The 15,260-nt window shown below is 58.4% G+C and carries 11 protein-coding genes and 3 tRNA genes; 6 read left to right on the top strand and 8 right to left on the bottom strand.

What is annotated here, in order from left to right; all coding sequences use genetic code 11:
- Positions 1-487 precede the first annotated feature (487 nt).
- Positions 488-1,165 carry a spore cortex-lytic enzyme gene (gene sleB / locus I2E77_RS09125; RefSeq protein WP_087234895.1) on the top strand — a complete coding sequence of 226 codons (678 nt, stop codon included), beginning with the start codon at positions 488-490 and terminating at the stop codon, positions 1,163-1,165.
- Between the two features lie 184 nt (positions 1,166-1,349).
- On the opposite strand, the gene I2E77_RS09120 is transcribed toward sleB, so the two are convergent.
- Positions 1,350-1,841, bottom strand: coding sequence for a hypothetical protein (locus tag I2E77_RS09120; RefSeq protein ID WP_087234896.1), 492 nt, complete (start codon positions 1,839-1,841; stop codon positions 1,350-1,352).
- 96 nt (positions 1,842-1,937) lie between these two features.
- On the bottom strand, positions 1,938-2,102 hold the full coding sequence (locus I2E77_RS09115) for a hypothetical protein (RefSeq protein WP_191405745.1): 165 nt from the start codon (positions 2,100-2,102) through the stop codon (positions 1,938-1,940).
- A gap of 237 nt (positions 2,103-2,339) precedes the next feature.
- Here I2E77_RS09115 and I2E77_RS09110 point away from each other — a divergent pair, with 237 nt between their 5' ends.
- Complete coding sequence (locus I2E77_RS09110; protein WP_237966923.1) at positions 2,340-2,528, top strand: helix-turn-helix domain-containing protein; 189 nt, start codon at positions 2,340-2,342, stop codon at positions 2,526-2,528.
- Positions 2,529-2,637: 109 nt separating this feature from the next.
- Here I2E77_RS09110 and I2E77_RS09105 read toward each other — a convergent pair whose 3' ends face one another.
- A complete protein-coding gene (locus I2E77_RS09105) occupies positions 2,638-3,045 on the bottom strand; it encodes a VOC family protein (protein ID WP_191405746.1) in 408 nt (135 codons plus the stop codon).
- Between the two features lie 182 nt (positions 3,046-3,227).
- Here I2E77_RS09105 and I2E77_RS09100 point away from each other — a divergent pair, with 182 nt between their 5' ends.
- Positions 3,228-4,124, top strand: a complete 897-nt coding sequence (locus I2E77_RS09100; protein WP_195451077.1) for a helix-turn-helix domain-containing protein — start codon at positions 3,228-3,230, stop codon at positions 4,122-4,124.
- A gap of 133 nt (positions 4,125-4,257) precedes the next feature.
- Here I2E77_RS09100 and I2E77_RS09095 read toward each other — a convergent pair whose 3' ends face one another.
- The 4 genes from I2E77_RS09095 to I2E77_RS09080 all read right to left on the bottom strand — a co-directional run bounded on the left by I2E77_RS09095 (position 4,258) and on the right by I2E77_RS09080 (position 5,204).
- The gene (locus I2E77_RS09095; RefSeq protein WP_191405749.1) at positions 4,258-4,833 is read right to left on the bottom strand and encodes a hypothetical protein; all 576 of its coding nucleotides are present in this window, start codon (positions 4,831-4,833) and stop codon (positions 4,258-4,260) included.
- A gap of 106 nt (positions 4,834-4,939) precedes the next feature.
- A tRNA-Val gene (locus I2E77_RS09090) sits at positions 4,940-5,016 on the bottom strand.
- Between the two features lie 33 nt (positions 5,017-5,049).
- Positions 5,050-5,124 (bottom strand) — tRNA-Glu (locus I2E77_RS09085).
- A gap of 3 nt (positions 5,125-5,127) precedes the next feature.
- Positions 5,128-5,204 (bottom strand) — tRNA-Met (locus tag I2E77_RS09080).
- A 367-nt stretch (positions 5,205-5,571) separates the two neighbouring features.
- On the opposite strand from I2E77_RS09080, the gene I2E77_RS09075 reads away from it, so the two are divergent.
- Together I2E77_RS09075 and I2E77_RS09070 are read left to right on the top strand one after the other, a co-directional pair.
- A complete protein-coding gene (locus I2E77_RS09075; protein ID WP_195451076.1) occupies positions 5,572-5,943 on the top strand; it encodes a CidA/LrgA family protein in 372 nt (123 codons plus the stop codon).
- Entirely contained in the window at positions 5,936-6,616 is a 681-nt protein-coding gene (locus tag I2E77_RS09070; protein WP_087234903.1) for an LrgB family protein, read from the top strand. Before I2E77_RS09075 ends, I2E77_RS09070 begins: the two co-directional genes overlap by 8 nt.
- A gap of 199 nt (positions 6,617-6,815) precedes the next feature.
- Here the strand turns inward: I2E77_RS09070 and guaB are convergent, their stop codons facing one another.
- Positions 6,816-8,303 carry an IMP dehydrogenase gene (guaB, locus tag I2E77_RS09065; protein ID WP_195451075.1) on the bottom strand — a complete coding sequence of 496 codons (1,488 nt, stop codon included), beginning with the start codon at positions 8,301-8,303 and terminating at the stop codon, positions 6,816-6,818.
- Positions 8,304-8,735: 432 nt separating this feature from the next.
- Here guaB and I2E77_RS09060 point away from each other — a divergent pair, with 432 nt between their 5' ends.
- Positions 8,736-15,167 carry an NPCBM/NEW2 domain-containing protein gene (locus I2E77_RS09060; RefSeq protein WP_195451074.1) on the top strand — a complete coding sequence of 2,144 codons (6,432 nt, stop codon included), beginning with the start codon at positions 8,736-8,738 and terminating at the stop codon, positions 15,165-15,167.
- Positions 15,168-15,260: the final 93 nt, after the last annotated feature.

Here is a 15,260-nt window from a genome sequence, read left to right as displayed (position 1 = left end):
TGCTCGAATATAATACCAAACCCTACCCCTTTTGTCAACACCTTTTTTAAAAAAATTTGAAACTTTTTTCAAATTCTCCTTTTCCGGCCTTTTTCCCTGCCAAAACGGGGCGTTTCTGCGGCCTTTCCATTCTACTATATATGGATAAAAAAGGCAAGGGGAAAGCACCCTGGCCACCAGGTCATGTGTGCAGCGCTCCACTCCCCCAACGCAAGCGCGCGGCGCAGGGGGATTCCACTTTTTTCAAGATTTCCTGGTAGATGGGCCGGGAAACGCGCGCGTCCTTCCTATAAAAATTTCCTTTTTTCTTTGAAAATCCTTCTTTCCTATGGGATTTAGGCAGCCAGGCAGGGCGCGCGAAACCGCCCGGGAACTCCCCGGATTCCCTTTAAAAGCGTTCGATGTTCCCGCGCGAAGCTGTCCGGGTATAATTGCGTTTCCCATGGAAACAATCGTATCAATGGAAACTTCTGTGGGAGGCTACATCATGAAACATGGCTTCAGATACCTTTGGCGCATCCTGGTGATCCTGCTGGTAAACGTCTTAATCATCGCGCTGGCCGGCAATTTCGGCGGCAGCGTACAGACGCTTTCCAAAGTGGGCTCCACCGGCGAGGAGGTCCGGCAGATCCAGACCAAGCTCAAGGAATACGGCGTTTACACCGGCGAGGTGGACGGCATCTACGGCACGCAGACCAAGAACGCGGTCATCGCGTTCCAAAAATACAACGGCCTGGCGGCGGACGGCATCGCCGGGGAACAGACGCTGCGCAAGCTGGGGATCTCCTCCGGCGCCGGGCAGGGCGGGTTCAGCAGCAGTGATGTGGACCTGCTGGCCAAGATTATTTCCGCGGAAAGCCGCGGGGAACCCTACCAGGGGCAGGTGGCGGTCGGGGCGGTGATCCTCAACCGCATCGAGCACCCCTCCTTCCCCAACACGCTGGCCGGGGTGATCTACCAGCCGGGGGCGTTTTCCTGCCTGTACGACGGGGGCGTGAACGCGGCGGTCGCCGACTCCGCCTACCGCGCGGCGCGCGACGCGATCAACGGGAACGACCCCTCCGGCGGCGCGGTCTATTACTACAACCCTGCAAAGTCCACCAACAAATGGATTTTTTCACGCCCGGTCATCACGGTGATCGGCAACCACCGGTTCTGCTCTTAACCCCTTTTTGGGGCGGTTCCCCGAACGCATCGGCCCGCATGTTCAAAAATTTTTTGGACGGGCCGGGCCGTTTGGGAATCCATCGCCTTTATACGGTTTCTCTTTATACCAAAAAAATCACCCCCGCAGCTGGGCAGCAGCTACGGGGGTGAACCTGTGAGGGAGTTATTCGATTTTTAAGGAATTATTCAGCCTCGACAACCGAAATGCCATAGGTGAGCGTGCCGGTATAGTTGCCGGGCTTGGTGGAAGGCGCGACCACAGGCTTCACGGTATAGGTCTCCGTGCCGTCAGCCGTGAAGGAAACGATCTCCTGGCCGGTCATGGTGTCCGTGCCGGTGGTCTCCAAGGTGCGGCCGTCCGGGGTGACGATCTGATAGCGCATCACCGCGCGGGTATCCTTGTCGGTCAGGACCATCTGGTTGCGGAAATAATCCGTGCCAGCGATCGTGACGGAAATCTTCTCATTCTCTGCGAGGTTCTCGACGTCCTCTGCTACAACTTCTACATCCGTGCCATCCTTTTCAATGGTCACCTGTGCGGGGATCGTAACCGTATAGGTCGGGTCGTTGCGCAGGGTGAAGCTAAACTCCGTGGCAGTATCCTCGGCAAATGCGGTAGCGGTCGTTCCTACGCACAATGCCAAAGCCATCATAAAAGCGATCGTTCTTTTCATGTCTTTTCCTCCTAAACGAACTGTTTACAACATTCACTGGATTGTGTCTTTATCATACCGGAACGGGCGCCCGCTGTGGTTCAGGAGGGATTAAAATTATGTAAAATCTAGGTTATCCAGCCACTTTTTCGCGCAATCCTCCAACCCTTCCCTGTATTCCCGGGCCTGCGCCCGCTGGCGGGCCAGCAGGGAACGGTCGATATCGACCTGCACGCAGGTCAGGCATACCCCGCGGTTGTCCAGGCGAATGTCTTCCTTCATACAAATCCCTTCGAACCAATAGGCACAGAAATGGTTGCCGCAGTGGATCATCGCTTTTGCTCCTTACAATTTTAGGATTTTCAAAACCATTTTATATAAGATACCATACTATATATGTATTGTAAATACATAATATAGCATTTACAATCTATACATTTTCCTCTTCCATCCCTTTAAACTAATACATGGTGATGTATGGTGCGGTCTGAATTTAAAAGTCTTTACAAAAAATTGGGATTGAATATTGCTTATTACCGAAAGCTGCGGGGCCTTACGCAAGAGGCCCTTGCGGAGAAAATCGGCGTTGACCAGACCCATATCAGCAAAATCGAAGTGGCGAGCGTCGGCATTTCTTTGGATAACCTCTTCCGCATCTCCATCGCATTGGATGTGCCGCCCTCAAAACTTTTAGAATTCCGCGAATGAGAACGAGGCAGTTGCAAGTTGCAGCCGCCTTGTTTTTCTATATAGAAAAGGCTCCCTGCAAACGCAGGAAGCCTCTCTTCCGATTTTTCTCATTCCTACTCAGGAATCCTTATGCCTCCGGCAGCGTGGTGACCTCCACGCGGTTCCCGTCCGGGTCTAGGATGCACGCCTCATAATAGCCGTCGCCGGTGCGGTGCGGCTCCAGCAGCACCGGCCGCCCCTCCGCATGGGCGCGCTTCGCCAGGGCGTCCACCTCGTCCGTGCCGCCGACCGCAAAGGCGATGTGCGTCAACCCGAGCGCCTCCTGCCCCGGCGCGTAGGCGCTCTCCGGGATGGTGGGCATCTGCATCAGCTCCAGCCGGCTCCCGTCCCCAAAGGTCAGGAAATACGACTCAAAATTCGGATGCGCGGCGGACTTGCTGCGGTATTTCGCCCCCGCCTTGCCGTCAAAATAGGCGCAATAAAAGTCCTTCATCCCTTCCAGGTCCCTGGTCCAAATCGCAACATGTTCCAGCATGGGAAATCCTCCTTACTCGTGTTCCTGCCGTTCCCGCACGGACCGGTTGCCGCCCGGCCGCGGCCATGCCCTGCGGGCCGCGCGTTTACTGGTATTATAGCGCAAATAAGCCCTTGTTTCTTTTCAGAAAGCGCCATATACTATAAGAAAAGCGACAAATAATGAGAAAGGGGTTGTGATGGATGCCGCTTGCACAGTGCTCCTTGCAGGTGGAGGCCAACCGGATGGAACGGCAGCCGGTCGGCCGCTCCCTGTTCCCCTGCCATGCCTATCGCGGGGATGTCCACCAGTATATCGCCTCGCAAGTCCCACCGCACTGGCACCATGAGGTGGAACTGTTTATGCTCGACCAGGGAAAAGTCGAGGTCTCCGCCGCGGAAACGCAATTTCTCTTGCAGCCCGGGCAGGGGGTGCTTGTCAACACCGACAAGCTCCACAGCATGACCTGCGCGGTGGAATCCCCCTGCCGGTACCGTTCCCTCGTATTTGACCCGTCCATCGTGGCGGGCCCCGAGGGGAACGCGATCGACGTCAAATATGTGCGCCCGTTCCTCGAAAACGGCCCGCCCACCCTTTTGCTTTTGCCCGGCGAAGCCTGGCAAAAGGACGTCCTAGACGCCTTTGAAGCGGCGCATGCCGCCCGCCAGGGCGAAGCCTATGCCTTTGAGTTCACGGTCCGGGAGGCGCTCTCACGGGCATTCCTGCTGCTCCAACAGCACGCCGGGGAAGCGGCCGCCAGCCCCTCCCCCCTGCGGGAAGAGCGGCTGAAACAGATGCTTCTCTGGTTTGACGCGCACTACAGCGAACCTTTCTCCCTGCGGGTGCTCGCCCAGGCGGTGCACTTCTCCCCGCGCGAATGCGAGCGCACCTTTGAGCAGCTCCTGCACACCACGCCGCAGAGCTACCTCCAGCGGCGGCGCATCCTCGCCGCCATGGACCTGCTGACCCACGGGGAACTGCCGGTCATCGAGATCGCGGCGCGCTGCGGCTTTTCCAGCCACAGCTACTTTTCCAAGCAGTTCCGCGCCGCAACGGGGTACACCCCGCGCGGCTACCGCGCCAAAACGCAGGGCGCGTAAGGCGGCGCAGGAACGTTTTCCACCATTTGGGCAAAAACGGTGGAAAACGTTCCCGCGCTATCAAAAAGGCCCACAAACCAAAAAAGCTGTTGCAGGCCCGTTGGCCCACAACAGCTTCTTTCCCCATATAGAATTATTCCGCTTTAAATCCCTGGAACTGCTCGACGATCTCCTGCTTGTGCAGCTCGTTCTGCTCGTTCGTCTGGGTGTCCTTATAGATCATCAGGTACTTCCCGCTGTCCGAGAGATAGGCGTCCGTGACCTCCTGCCCGATGACGGTAAAGGTGCCGTTCGCCTTGACGCTGTCCAGCACCGCCTGGGCCTCGTCGTTCAAGTTGTCGAGGTCGTATTCGTAGAGCTCCACCGTGACGTTGTTGCTGCCCTCATAGCTGAAGCGGTACTGCACGCCCGCCACCGCGCCGATGAAATCGGCCGCCATATCCACGGGGTCGCCGCCCACGCCGCCGGTCTGCGCCAGGAAGCTGCAAAGGCCGGTGAGGTTGTCGTCCACCTCCGCCTCGATTTCCTCCGGGTCCTTGGCGGGCGCCTGGCTCTCTTCGCCCGTCTGCGACTCCTCGCCGGGGACCGAGCTCAGGATTGCATCCGACGTTGTCCCATCTGAGCCGGAAACGGTGCCCACATCCACCCCGCAGGCGGAAATGCTGAGCAGGAGCGCCGCAGCTGCGGCGAGCGCAAGAACTTTTTTCATCGTCCGTCGACCTCCTATGATGTGCGGCGCAGCACAGGTTGCAAGCGCCTTGTTTTGATTTGATAATACAAAACACCTATAGCGCAGGCTATAGGTGCTTCAGAATTGGTGGACACAAGGGGACTCGAACCCATGACCTCTCGCGTGTGAGGCGAGCGCTCTAACCAGCTGAGCTATGCGTCCATACCCCGTGCGCTTGCGCGGGAATAAAAAGAGTGGTGACCCGGACGAGATTCGAACTCGTGAAACCGCCGTGAAAGGGCGGTGTCTTAACCGCTTGACCACCGGGCCATTTGGTAGCGGCAACTGGATTTGAACCAGTGACACTTCGGGTATGAACCGAATGCTCTAGCCAACTGAGCTATGCCGCCATAAACGTCTCGCAGGACTTTCATATAGTCTATGCGAAGCGTTTATCATTATAATACAGCCTGTCCGGTTTTGTCAAGGACCATTCCAAGAAAGTTTTGACTTTTTTCAAATTTTTTCGCTTTTTTGGGGAAAAGCCCGGCCAATTCCAGGGGATCGCCGCCCGGTACGCCCCATAAAGGGCCGCCTCCCGCGCATGGGGCGCCCTTTGCAGGCAAGGCGGCGCTCTCCCCCACCGCACGATTTCTGCGCTTTTGCTTATTTTTCGCAACCGCGCGCAAAAAAGCTTATGCACATAGCGCGCGGCGGTTGTGCTATCATAATAAGGTATTTTTTGTAAGGGATTTTCTGCACAAGGAGCGTTGCAAAATGAGGATTCTCGCACAAATCGGTATCGTATTGTTTGTATGCCTCGTGGGGGAGGCGATCGCGGCGGTGCTGCCGTTTCCATTCCCCGCCAGTGTGATCGGCATGATCCTGCTCTTCCTGCTGCTGGCCTGCAAATGGCTCAAGCCGCGGCATATCCAGGAAAAATCCAATTTCCTGCTCTCGAACATGGCGTTCTTCTTCATCCCGGCGGGCGTGGGTCTGCTGGACTACCTGGACGTCCTGAAAGCGAATCTCATCCCCCTGCTGGTCATCTGCCTGGTCACCACGCCCCTCGTCTTTCTGGTCACCGGGTGGACGGTGCAGGCTGTGATGAAATGGACCGCGCGGAAGGAGGACAAACCCGATGTTTGAAACCGTCGTATACTCGCCGCTGTTCGGCATTGTGCTCTCCATCGCCGCCTTTGAAGCGGGGATCTGGATCCAGAAAAAGACCCGCAAGGCGATCTGCAACCCCCTGGTGATCGCCATCCTGCTCTGCATTGCGGTGCTCGTGCTGTTTGACATCCCGCTGGAGGCGTACAACAAAGGCGGGGACATCATCAACCTCTTCCTGGGCCCGGCGACCGCGGTGCTGGCCTTAAACATCTATAACCAGATGGACGTCTTAAAAAAGCACTTCTGGCCGGTCCTCGCGGGATGTACCGCCGGAAGCATCACCAGCATCGGCAGCGTATTCCTGCTGTGCAAGGCCTTTGGGCTGGACGATTCCATCACCAAGGCGCTGCTCCCCAAGAGCTGCACCACGCCCATCGCGGTGGGCATTGCGGAAAGCCAGGGCGGCGTGGTCGCCATCACGATGGTCGCGGTCCTGCTCACCGGGCTGATCGGGGCCTTGGCTGCGCCGCTGTTCGCCAAGGTGTTCCACATCAAAAGCCCGGTCGCGCAGGGGCTTGCCACGGGCGCGTGCAGCCACGCCCTTGGGACCACCAAAGCCCTGGAGATGGGCGAGGTACAGGGCGCGATGAGCGGGATTTCCATCGGCGTGTGCGGGATTATCACGGTTATTTTGTCGCTGTTTTTGTAAAGCGGATACGGGCGGGGAACCGCCCCTTGGATGCGCTGGGGCCAGCGCCGGGCTTGTCCCCGGTGCTGGCCTTTTGGTTTTCCAGATGGATTCCCACAGGTTTCCGGCATGGAAAAAGGGACCCGGGGTTTTGCAACCTCGGGTCCCTGTTCTGTCTATAACTATAAGCAGGTATCCTATGCGGAAAGAAACCTTCCCCTTACACGCTGAGGGAATAGTTCGGGGATTCCTTCGTGATCTGGATGTCGTGCGGATGGCTTTCGCGCAGGCCCGCGCCCGTGATGCGGATGAACTGCGCCTTCTCATGCAGCTCCGCAATGCTGCCGCAGCCGGTATAGCCCATGCCGGCGCGCAGGCCGCCGAGCATCTGGTAGACGGTCTCGGACAGCGGCCCCTTGTACGGCACGCGGCCCTCGACGCCCTCGGGGACCAGCTTCTTGCTGTCGGACTGAAAGTAGCGGTCGGAGCTGCCGCCGTCCTTCTTGCCCATCGCGGCCAGGCTTCCCATGCCGCGGTATACCTTGAACTGGCGGCCCTGGAAGACCTCCGTCTCGCCGGGGGATTCCTCGCAGCCCGCGACCATGGAGCCGACCATGACCACGTTTGCGCCCGCCGCAAGCGCCTTGACGATGTCGCCGGAATACTTGATGCCGCCGTCCGCGATGATCGGGATGCCGTGCTTCGCCGCGACGCACGCCGCGTCGTAGATCGCCGTGATCTGCGGCACGCCGATGCCTGCAACGATACGGGTGGTGCAGATGGAGCCCGGACCGATGCCGACCTTCACGCAATCCGCGCCTGCGTCGATCAGGGCCTCCGCGCCGGCTGCCGTGGCGATGTTGCCCGCGATCAGCGGCAGGTTCGGGAACGCCTTCTTGACCTTGCGCACCGCGTCCAGGATGCCGCTGTTGTGGCCGTGCGCCGAGTCGAGCGCCACCACGTCCACCTGCGCCTTGACCAGCTCCGCCACGCGCTCCAGCACGTCTGCGGTTGCGCCGATGGCCGCGCCGCACAGCAGGCGGCCCGCGGAATCCCTCGCGGAATTCGGGTACTGCACGGATTTTTCAATGTCCTTGATCGTGATGAGGCCCTTCAGGTAGCCGTTCTCGTCCACAATCGGGAGCTTCTCAATGCGGTGCTGGCGGAGGATCTCCTGCGCCTGCTTGAGCGTCGTCCCCACCGGCGCGGTCACCAGGTTCTCCTTGGTCATCACGGCGGAGATCTTCTGGTCGAAGTCCGCCTCGGTCATGAACCGCAGGTCGCGGTTGGTGATGATGCCGACCAATTTGCCGTTCTCGCAGATCGGCACGCCGGAAATCTTGTATCGCGCCATGATGTCGTTCGCATCATGGACAAAGTGGTCCGGAGAGAGGAAAAACGGGTTGACGATGACGCCGTTTTCAGAGCGCTTGACCCTGTCCACCTCGTCCGCCTGTTTTTCGATCGACATGTTCTTGTGGATGATGCCAATGCCGCCTTCGCGGGCAATGGCAATCGCCATCTCCGTCTCTGTGACCGTATCCATGGCCGCGGTCATCAGCGGCGTGTTCAGGTGAATGGTCTTGGTCAGCTGGGTGGAGACGTCCACCTCCTTTGGCAGCACATGGGATTCCGCCGGGATCAAAAGGACATCGTCAAATGTCAACCCCTCTTTGACAAACTTGCTGGAAAAATCCGTATTTAACATGTTTTGCCTCCTTTTCCATCTCTCTTTTTTGACCTATTTCGCGCGAGTTTATAGTATTTTATTATAGCATCGCCTAGAGAATTTTGCAACGGGGAAGGCGGCTTTCTCCCTCAAGGAAAGAAGATATGGATATTTGAATCAAAAACATGGACAATCCTCCCATTTTTCAGTATTTCTATTCTAAAATCTTTCCGTTTGTGCTATTATCAATTGTATACAATTCTAAAAATTTGCAAAATTTTATTGGTTTTTTATGGATTTATATTATTTCCTTTCGCCATTTTACATGGCAGATGGATGTTCGGTCCACATGCCATTATTTCATCTGGTATCGTTGACCATTTGGCTTTGAAAGGAGGGAAACCGGCTTTGCCCGTCAACGTTCCCTATATTTGGTAAGAAAAGGACATTGGAAAGGAAGGAGAACTGTTAATGAAAAGGTTTCGAAGAATCCTGTCCAGCGTGCTGGCGCTTTCGCTCCTGCTGGGCATGTTTTCTCTGAACGGCAGCGCAATGGCGCAGGAGAGCGCCATCGACAGCCAAACCGTCCTGTCCACCGGGACGGCTGTCGGGGAAACGTATGAAGCGCCGGAAACCTCCCGGCAGCAGATCAACTTCAACCGCGAGTGGAAGTTCAAGAGCCAGAAGGTCACGGACGACACCGCCCCGGATTTCGGCGGCGCAATCGACCCTGCGTTTGACGACTCCGAATGGACCAACGTCGGCCTGCCCCACAGCTTCAGCATCCCCTATAATATGGAGACCAACTTCTTTGTGGGCTATGGCATGTACCGCAAGACCTTCGACGTCCCGCAGGAGTGGCTGGACGGCGGCAAGCGCATCAGCATTGAGTTTGAAGGCGCTTTTATCGAAACAGAGGTCTTTGTCAACGGGGAGGCCGTGGGCACCCATAACGGCGGCTATACCGGCTTCACCTTTGACATCACTGACCTGCTCCATGCAGGGGAAAACGTGATCGCTGTGCGCGTGAACAACCTCTGGCGTCGCGACCAGACGCCCCGCGGCGGTGACCACCACTTCTCCGGCGGCATCTACCGGGACGTATACCTCAACATCACGGACGGCGTCCACGTGGCCTGGTATGGCACGGCGGTCACCACCCCGGCCTTGAACAACCCCGGTTCTGATGAGAAGAACGAGGACGGCACGCTCTACCACGACTATGAGAACATCGACGAGGAGAGCTACACGCCGGCCGAGGAGATCCGCGAGAACATCGCGCAGAAGCGCTCCGATGTGCGCGTGCAGACCGAGGTACAAAATGACTCCGACACGGCGCGGACCATTGTGGTCAAGCAAGAGGTGGTCGATACGGCCGACAACACGCTGGTGGCATCGTTTGCCTCCGATCCCACGGTTGTGGCGGCTAACTCCACGGCGGTGGTCGACACCCAGAGCGACTACATCCAGGACATCAAACTCTGGAGCCCGGACGAGCCCAACCTCTACCGCGTCTATACGACCATTTACGACGGCGAGGGCAACGCCATCGACCTCTTTGAATCCCCTCTCGGCTTCCGCTGGGCGCAGTTCCTGAACGACGGCTTCTACCTCAACGGGGAGAAAACCGTCCTCTTCGGCGCAAACGCGCACCAGGACCACGCGGGCTGGGGCGACGCGGTCACAAACGAGGGCCTACGGCGCGACGTGCAGATGATTAAGGACGCGGGCATGAACTTTATCCGCGGTTCCCATTATCCCCACGACCCCTCCTATGCAGAAGCCTGCGATGAGCTGGGCATCATGTTCTGGTCGGAGGTCTCCCTCTGGGCCATGGGCGGCGGCGCAGACCGCGCCCCCACCTACACCGCTTCGGACTGGAACAATGTCAACGGCTACCCGACCAACCCGGAGCACTACGAGGCGTTTAACCAGGCCTGCCTGCGGGAGCTTTCAGACATGATCCGCATCTTCCGGAACCACCCGTCGGTCATCATCTGGAGCATGGGCAACGAGCTTTTCTTCCCCATGGGCCAATCCGATATGCAGGTCCGCAAGGATCTGGTCAACGAAATGCGCAACCTGGCCCACCTGCTGGACCCCACCCGCAAGGCGGGCATGGGCGGCGTGCAGCGCGAGGGCTTTGACACCCTGGACGTCTGCGACGTGGCAGGCTACAACGGCGACGGCGGCTCCGCCGAGCTTCCGGAAGAGGGCCAGGGACTGCCCGGCCATATGACCGAATACCTGCCGAGTATCGCATCCGAATACGGTTCGCACACGGCCGACCGGGGCAGTTCCTCCGACCAGTTCCGCCCGTATTTCGGCGACATGCAGGACGGCAGCGACATCTACAACTATAGGCTCAAAGGCAACCGCGCCGGCATCGCCCTTTGGTGCGCGTTCCAGCATGGCAGCGCCCTTGGCTCCGGCTTGGCGAAGATGGGCTTCATCGACTACAGCCGCCTGCCGCTCAAAGCATGGTATTGGTACCGCCAGGAGTACACCGGCGTTCCGGCGGAATTCTCCAAGGAAGGCGAAGCCGACCATCTGGAGCTCACCGCCTCCCAGGATACGATTCCAAACGACGGCACGGCGGACACCCACTTGATCGTCACGGTCAAGGATGAAAACGGCGATTGGGTCAACCAGTCCCCCACCGTGACGTTGGAAGTCATCGACGGCCCCGGCGTATTCCCCACCGGAAAGGTCATGACCCTGACCGGCGGCAACCTGATGCGCGACGGCAAGGGCGCAACGGAATTCCGCTCCTACTATTCCGGCACCACCGTCATTGAGGCCACCGCGCCCGGCATGGAACCGGCGGAGATCACCACCACCGCCACCGAGCCGGAATACGGCCGGACCGAGCCGGACAATTTCCTGATTGAAGAAAAAGAGGATACCACGGATAAGCTGCTCGACGCGGGGAATTATCGGGCGGACAAGACCGGCCATCCCACCTTCCCCTCCAGCGGCAACGGCGCTATGGCCAACGACGGCGATCCATCCACCCAGTGGGTGGCGGAAAACGCCGGCCCGGACGAATACTGGATGCAGGATACCGAATATGCCCTGCACATGTATAAGCTCAAACTGGACTTCGAAGGCACCCCCTATCCCTATAAAGTAGAGGTTGCCACCAACGAATCCGGCCCCTGGACGGAGATTGCCTCCTACACAGCGGATACGGTTGCGAACCGCCCCTACGAAGAGGATCTCGGCGGCATCCGCGCCCGCTTTGTCAAGGTCACCTTCACCGACGTCCCCGAAGGGGAGCACGCCTTCCTGAACGAGGCCACGGTCTACGGCATCGACGCGCAGGGCGCAGCGGACGAATCCACCGATTATGGCTATACTACGGACTCCGTCTATGTCTCGGATCTCGAACCTGCACAGCCGATCACCCAGGGCTGGGAAGGAAAGACCCCCGGCATCGACCAGTCCATCGAGGGCAACCCCATCACCGTGGGCGGGATCGTGTATGAAAAGGGCCTGGGCCTGCACGCGAACAGCGAAGCGGTTTACAACCTGGACGGCAAATATACGCGCTTCCAGGCAATCGCCGGAATCGACGACGAGGTGGGCGGCAATTCCGCAGACGCCATCTTCCGCGTCTACGCCACGGTGGGCGGCAGCGAAGAGGAAACCCTGATTTATGAAAAGCAGATCACCAACGGCGCAAGCGATTTTGTGGATCTGAGCGTGCGCGGCGTCACAAGGCTCCGCCTGGTGACGGATGAAAACGGTGGAAACGGCAACGACCACACCGATTGGGCGGACGCAAAACTCCTGGGCGCGGCGCGCGACATCACCAAGGCAGGCACCCGTTATACCACGACGGTGGCCAGCAGCAGCCAGGGCCTGCAGCCCGGCACGGATTTCAAGGCCTATGTGACCATGAAGAACACCGGCAGCAGCAACCCATACGCCGCTTCCCTGGCGCTGTACGACAGCGAGGGCAACCTGGTGGACGTGTCCATCCTGGAGGACCGCATTTCCCTGAAGGGCAATGAGTCCATTACCCTGGAAATCCCGGTTCCTGCGGACGCAGTGCCCGGCTATGAGGCACGCCTCAACGTTTATGATCCCGAGACGCTCGAGCTTATGGCAACGACAACGCACTTTGGAATGCAGATGGAACCGTCCGCATCCACGCAGCGTGCCGTGCGCGCCGCTTTCTCGGCTGCCCCTGCATCCACGCAGGACAGCGACGCCTATGTGAAGGTGGACGGCGAGTCCGAATCCGTCGTCAAGGAAGGCAACTGGGGCCTTTGGAAAGACAGCAAGGCATACGAAGGCACGGAGACCTTCGTCGGCGACAGCTACGACTGGGAAGGCGCTTCGCTCTCCCTGACCTTCACCGGCACACAGATCATCGTTGGCGGCAAGATCGACGGCAGCCAGAAGGGCGCGGACGTCTATCTGGACGGCGAGCTGGTTGACCATATCAACAGCAATTCCTCCGCAAACGACGGCAAGAATGGCTATTACGAAGTCTGGCGTTCCGACGTTTTGGAGGATGACACCCATACCATCCAACTGGTGCCCACCGGGAAATTCAGCGTGGACTATTTCTCCTACTTGACCGAAAATCCATGGGACAAGGTGGACGGCGAGGACGAAGCCGTTGTCAAGGAAGGCACCTGGGCGCTCTGGGAAAGCGGCGACGCCTACAACGGGACAGAAACCTATGTCGGCGACAACTACGACTGGCAGGGCACTTCGCTGTCCTATACCTTCAACGGCATCCAAGTGTGCGTCGGCGCAAAGATGGACGGCAGCCAGGTGGGCGCAAACATCTACATCGACGATGCGCTGATTGCCACCATCAACACCAACGTTCCCGAAGTATCCCAGCAGGGTTACAAGCGCGTGTGGGTCTCCCCCGTCCTCACGGAAGGCGAGCACACCATCCGCCTGGAACCGACCGGGAAATTCGGCTTTGACTATTTTGAATCCCTCAGGCCCGGCTTCGAAGACATGGCGCTTGAGCCGACTGTCCAACTGACCGAACTGCTCAACCAGATCGCCCGCGCAAAGGCCCTCTCTTCGGCGGCCTATACGGACGAAAGCTGGGACGCTATGCAGGAGGTCCTGGAAGAAGCGGAAACCGTGCGGGATACCTCGCGCGACCAGGCCGAGATCGACGCGGCGGCGGAAGCCCTCAGCGATGCCATCGACCAATTGATCCCCTATATCGCGCCTTCGGACGAGGTCAAGGATGCATTCTTGCAGGCCATGGCGGCCGTGCTCGCATTCATCGAGTCCGATTCCGCAAACCAGTACGATCCCGAGGGCGTCGCAGCACTGGCGGAGACCTTCAGCGATGCGTACGGCCTGTATGAAGAAGTGAAACCTTCGGAGGAAGCGTTCATCCAAATGACCGCCGACCTCCTGGAAAAACTCGAAGCCCTACAGCCGGCCTCCGGGGAATACGCGCTCACGGTGAAATTCCCGGCCGGAAGCGTGCGTCTTTCCATCGACGGCGAAGACCAGACGATCGCGAACCTGATCGGTTCCTATCAGGCCGATGTGCTCTCTGGCACCGAACTCAACCTAGCCTTCACACCGAGCGTAGAAGGCCGCGAGATCGCAGGCGTCACCGTGAACGGCGAAGCCATTGCGGAAGACAGCTTTGACGTTTCTGAATATGTCTACAGCGCAGCCATGCCGAACGCGGACACCACGATCGAGCTTGGCTTCACAGTGGTAGACAAGCAGAACCTGCGCGCTGCCATCGAGATTGCAGAAGGCCGGGCGGACGAAGCAGAAGCAGCCGTTCCGTCCGTGAAGGAGAAGTACGAAGCGGCTTTGCAGGCGGCGAAGGACGTCGAAGCAAAGAAGACCGCAACGCAGGACGAGATCAACACCGCATGGAGCGACTTGATCGACGCGCTGCATTATCTGAGCTTTGTCGCAGGCGATAAGAGCCAGCTGGACATCCCGATGGAGATCGCAGAGTCCATCAACCGCGACCTGTTCACGCCGGACAGCCTGGATGCGCTGGACGAAGCGTATGCAGCAGCTGCTGACCTGACGGACGACGAGGAAGTTCTGGAAGCGGACATCACCGCAGCGGTGGATGCGCTGTATGACGCGATTGATGGCCTGGTCTATCGCGCAGACATCACCGAGCTGGAAGCGCTGGTCCTCAAGGGCGACGGCATTGTTGCAAATGCGGATCAGTACATCCAGAACGACGCATGGACGAGCTTTGAGACCTCTCTGGAAGAGGCAAAAACTGTCCTGGCAAATGAAAACGCCACGCAGGATGCGGTGGATACCGCAGCAGAAGATTTGGCAGCGGCGATCTCCGCCCTGCGCCTGATCCCGGATAAGGATGCTCTGGAAGCATTGATCGGGGAAGCGGAAGCGATCAACACCAGCAAGTACACGGCAGCGAGTGTTGCTGTGATGAAGCGTGCGTTGAACAGCGCGATTGCAACGCTGAACAATGAGCAGGCGACCGAAGAAGAGGTTGCAGACGCAGTCGAGGCGCTGGAGAACAGCATCGACGGCTTGGTCGAGAAGAGCACCTCCACGAGTTCGAAGGGCAGCACGTCTGCAAACGTTGGCAACGCATACGGCGCAGCGGGTGTGGTATCCGCAAGCCAGAGCGTGGCAGCGAACGCCTATGTGGTTTCCGACACGACGGTCAACTTCACCTTGAAGAGAGGCAGCGCATACTGCTTCAAGATGACGGTCGTCAACGGCAACAACATGGTGCCGAGCTTCACGGCCGGCAACGGCGATGTGCTGAAGACGCAGTTCGTGGCGAAAGTTGGCAACGACTATTATTACAGAGTCTATGCGATCGGCACGCCGGGCCAGAGCACGGGCGTTTACACCACCCTGCCGGGCCAGAATGCTACAAAGCACTGCACGGTAACGATTGGCTAATCTAAGATAAAAGGGAAGGCTTCTTCCCTGTAACTAGCGAAGCCCCTGGCTGGGAATCAATTCCCAGCCAGGGGCTTTGTGTATTTATAAAAG

The organism is Anaeromassilibacillus sp. 1001302B_160321_C8, assembly GCF_015554745.1.
GTDB classification, from domain to species: domain Bacteria; phylum Bacillota; class Clostridia; order Oscillospirales; family Acutalibacteraceae; genus Anaeromassilibacillus; species Anaeromassilibacillus stercoravium.
Note: the sequence above shows the minus strand (reverse complement) of the source record. Positions and strands in the feature narration are given on the sequence as shown.